The organism is Acidovorax sp. KNOB132 (assembly GCF_057541515.1).
This window is the reverse complement of the sequence record NZ_BAAJYT010000318.1, coordinates 1-3767: the sequence shown is the minus strand read 5'-3', so window position 1 is coordinate 3767 and position 3767 is coordinate 1. Positions and strand designations below refer to the sequence as shown.

At 71.4% G+C, this 3767-nt stretch carries 5 protein-coding genes; all 5 read right to left on the bottom strand.

Annotated features, from left to right (window positions below; genetic code table 11):
• Window positions 1-161 precede the first annotated feature (161 nt).
• The gene (locus AC27IO_RS21720; protein WP_317356994.1) at window positions 162-2075 is read right to left on the bottom strand and encodes a B12-binding domain-containing radical SAM protein; all 1914 of its coding nucleotides are present in this window, start codon (window positions 2073-2075) and stop codon (window positions 162-164) included.
• An 86-nt stretch (window positions 2076-2161) separates the two neighbouring features.
• Window positions 2162-2728, bottom strand: a complete 567-nt coding sequence (locus tag AC27IO_RS21715; protein ID WP_498740707.1) for a GNAT family N-acetyltransferase — start codon at window positions 2726-2728, stop codon at window positions 2162-2164.
• Window positions 2725-3003: a DUF2164 domain-containing protein gene (locus tag AC27IO_RS21710; RefSeq protein ID WP_272566177.1), complete on the bottom strand. Its 279-nt coding sequence runs from the start codon at window positions 3001-3003 to the stop codon at window positions 2725-2727. The genes AC27IO_RS21715 and AC27IO_RS21710 overlap by 4 nt, the downstream gene beginning before the upstream one ends.
• 103 nt (window positions 3004-3106) lie before the next feature.
• On the bottom strand, window positions 3107-3520 hold the full coding sequence (locus tag AC27IO_RS21705) for an ACT domain-containing protein (RefSeq protein ID WP_498740706.1): 414 nt from the start codon (window positions 3518-3520) through the stop codon (window positions 3107-3109).
• A partial coding sequence (locus AC27IO_RS21700; protein WP_498740704.1) for a LysE/ArgO family amino acid transporter occupies window positions 3517-3767 on the bottom strand: 251 nt, incomplete at its 5' end. The genes AC27IO_RS21705 and AC27IO_RS21700, both read right to left, overlap by 4 nt.

Genomic DNA, 3767 nt, shown 5'->3' with positions numbered 1-3767 from the left:
CCAGCAGGGCCGCAAGGCCCCCAGGCGTGCAGCCTCGGGTGCGCCGTGGGGCACAGGGACAAGACAGGGCGCAGCCGGGGTACGTGCATGGGGCGGTGGGAGGGGAAGCCGGGACCGGCGTAGTGTACGCAGGCGCCCCCAGCCGCTGCGGCGATCGAGCTTCAGTGCGCGCGGCTGGCGAGCGCCCGCTCGATGCGGTGCCGCGCCACGGTGGTCTTGGGCACCTTGAACGGGAACCAGGCGCGCACGTCCTCGTCCAGCCCGATGCCGTGCATGTAGTTGTAGATCGCCTTCTTCAGCGCGCCGCCCAGCGCGTCGTGGTCCACGCCGGTGGGGTCGATGAAGGCCACGTCGTTCTTGGCGAAGCCGCCCGGCGGCAGCGGCGCGAGCGTGACGCCGTACTCCCCGGGGTTCTTGCCCACGGGCGAGTGCACGGTGCAGGCGAAGCGGTGGAAGAACCCGCTCTGGATGCAGCCGTTGGCGAACAGCTGGCGCACGTATTCGAGCGCATCCACGGTGTCCTGCACCGTCTGGGTCGGAAAACCGTACATCAGGTACGCGTGCACGAGGATGCCGGCATCGGTGAAGGCCCGCGTCACGCGCGCCACCTGGTCCACCGACACGCCCTTCTTCATGAGCTGCAGCAGCCGGTCCGAGGCCACCTCCAGCCCGCCCGAGATCGCGATGCAGCCGGAGTCGGCCATCAGCTCGGCCAGCTCGGGCGTGAAGGTCTTCTCGAACCGCACGTTGCCCCACCACGAGATGCCGGCGTTGCGTTCGATCAGCTCGGTGGCCAGCGCCTTGAGGGCCTTCGGCGGGGCGGCCTCGTCCACGAAGTGAAAGCCGGTCTGCCCGGTCTCGCGCACGATCTGCTCGATGCGGTCGGCCAGCACGGCGGCGCTCGCGCCCTCGTAGCGGCTGATGTAGTCCAGGCTCACGTCGCAGAAGCTGCACTTCTTCCAGTAGCAGCCGTGGGCCACGGTGAGCTTGTTCCAGCGCCCGTCGCTCCACAGCCGGTGCATGGGGTTGAGCATGTCCAGCAGCGAGAGGTAGCGGTCCAGCGGCAGGCCGTCCCAGGTGGGCGTGCCCACCTCGGCGAAGGCGATGTCGGCCTCCATCATGTTCACGTACTGCACGGCGCCGTCGTCGCCCCGCACGAAGGTGCGCACCAGGCGCTGGCGGCCGCGCTGGCCCTGCACGTGCTCCAGCAGCGCGAGCAGCGGGCGCTCGCCCGCGTCCAGCGTGACGTAGTCGAAATGGTCGAACACGCGGGGCTCGGCCAGCTCGCGCAGCTCGGTGTTCACGAAGCCGCCGCCCAGCACCGTGGCGATGTGCGGGTAGCGCGCCTTGATGGCCTGCGCGATGCGAAAGGCCGCGTACACAGAGCCGGGAAAGGGCACGGACAGCAGCACCACGTCGGGCGTGTGGCGCGCGATGGCCTCGTGCGTGAGCGCCTCGAGCATCTCGTCCACCAGCGTGGGCGGCGCGGCCAGCGCGTCGGCCAGCGGATCGAAGGTGGGCTGGCTGCCGGCCAGCGACTCGGCATAGCGCACGAACTCGAAGCGCTCGTCCACCGCATCGCGTAATACGTCGGCCAGGTCGTTCAGGTACAGCGTGGCGATGTGCTTGGCCTTGTCGTGCAGGCCCAGGGCGCCGAAGGCCCAGCCCAGCGGATCGCCGCCCTCGTCGTCCACATAGACGTCGAGCGAGGCGAAGCGCGGGCCCTCGGGCAGGTAGTGGCGCCCGGCGATGCGGTGCGCGAGCGTCGAGTCGCGCCCCTGCAGGAATGCGATGGCCGGCGCCACCGTGGCGAGGTAGCGGTCCTGCTGCGCGGCGAAGGACTGGACCGCCGGGCTGCGCCGCGCCTCGGGCAGGGCCTGCACCCGCGCGGCCACGGCCTGCAGGCCCTCGGGCGAGAGCAGGCGCAGCACCAGGGCCAGCGCCAGGTCTTCCTGGAACGCGGTGACGCCGCGCGAGCGCAGAAAGCCCGTCAGGTAGGCGCTGGAGGGGTAAGGCGTGTTCAGCTGCGTCATCGGCGGGATGACGGCCAGCACGCGGGGGGTCGAGGCGGACATGGGTGTGGGGCAGGGCGGCCGCGCAAAAAAGGCGGGGGCAGCAAAGCGCGGCGGAAGGCGGGCGAGGGCCGATTATCCCGCCGGGCTCAGGCCGGCGTGCCGCGTGGGGGCTTCGACCGGCCGGACACGGGCAGTGCGCCCGCCTGCCAGGCGAAGCGGAACGTGGGCACCCGCGTGCCGCCGGGCGCGTCCCACTGGTCGGCCTGCACGTTCGCGGCCCCGTGGGCGGCATAGAAGCGCTGCGCCTGCAGGTTGCTCTGCAGCACCCAGAGGTACAACCCCGCATCGGCGCAGGCCGCGGCGCAGTGGTCCGCCACGGCGGCGAGCAGCTGCGCGCCGATGCCCGATCCGTGCGCCTGCGCACTCACGTGGATGTTGTCCAGCAGGCTGCCCCACACCGGGTCTTCTCCCGGATAGGCGCAGACGAATCCGAGCAGGCGGTCGCCTTCAGCGGCCACGATCACGTGCTGCCCAGCGGGCGGATGCGGTGATTGAAGCCGCTGCGTCCAGAGGGCCAGCCGGTCGGCTTCCACGTCGGTGGCGAGGTAGTGCTCGGACAGGGCGCCCCGGTAGGCGAACCGCCAGCTGGCGGTGTGCAGGGCCGCGATGGCCGGGGCGTCGGCGGGTCGGGCGGGGCGCAGGTGCGCGGTCATGGCCGGCCTTTCTTTGCCGCGCGGTCGAACTTCTGCCAGTAGCGGAATTCGTCTTCGTGCACCTCGATATCGACTTCGGCCACGCGCTGCTGCAGGCGCTCCTGCACGTCGGCCACGGCCTGGTTGTAGACGCTGGGTCCGATCTCCTCCAGAAAGAAGCCCAGCAGGCCGCTGGCGGCGATGTTGCCGATCTTCTCTTCCATGTTGTCGCGGAAATACCGCTCGATCGAGGCCACGGCCTGCTGGTGGACGTCCTTGGGCAATGCGATGGTCATGCGGGCTCCAGTGCGAAGGGGCCGGCTGCGGGAGGGCGGAAAGCCCCAAGCCGGCGACCCGGTCGATTCTGCCCGCCTTCGGTCCCCGCCCGCCCGTGCCCCTTCAGCCGGCCGCCGGCACCACCCGGTGGCCCGCGGCGGCCAGCAGCGCGCAGGCGCGTTCGCCGTCCGCCTGCGACACCAGCAGGTGGTCGCCGTCGAAGGTGGAGACCACGAAGATGCCGATGCCGTTCTCCGACAGCGGGCGGATCACCGACAGGACGATGCCCGTCTCGCCGAAGCCGAACGGCCCCACGAAACGGAACGCCACCCAGCCCCGGTCGGCCTGCACGCCGTCCGGCACGCGCGCCTGCAGGCAGGTGATCGACAGCTCCTCGCCGCTGCGCGAGATCGAGACGAACCCCTCGCCATCGGCCCACGGCGGAATGGCCGCCTGTGGCGCGAGCCGGGCGACGGCGTAGAGGGAGGGCAGGGTGGCGAGCGTGATGCTGCGGGCGGAGAGGGGTGGAGCAGTCATGGGGTGGAATGCAGGGGGGTGAAGGCCAGGAACAGAGCGATCGAGAACATGACCGCCGCGATGCCCGCGTCCAGGCAGCGCCAGGCCACCGGCCGGGCGAACCAAGGCGCCAGCCGCCGCGCGCCCAGCCCGAGGGTGAGGAACCACAGGGTGGAGGCCGTGGTGGCGCCCAGCGTGAAGCGCAGCTGCTGGCCCGCCGGCTGCTGGCCGCCCAGCGCGCCCAGCAGCACCACGGTGTCCAGGTACA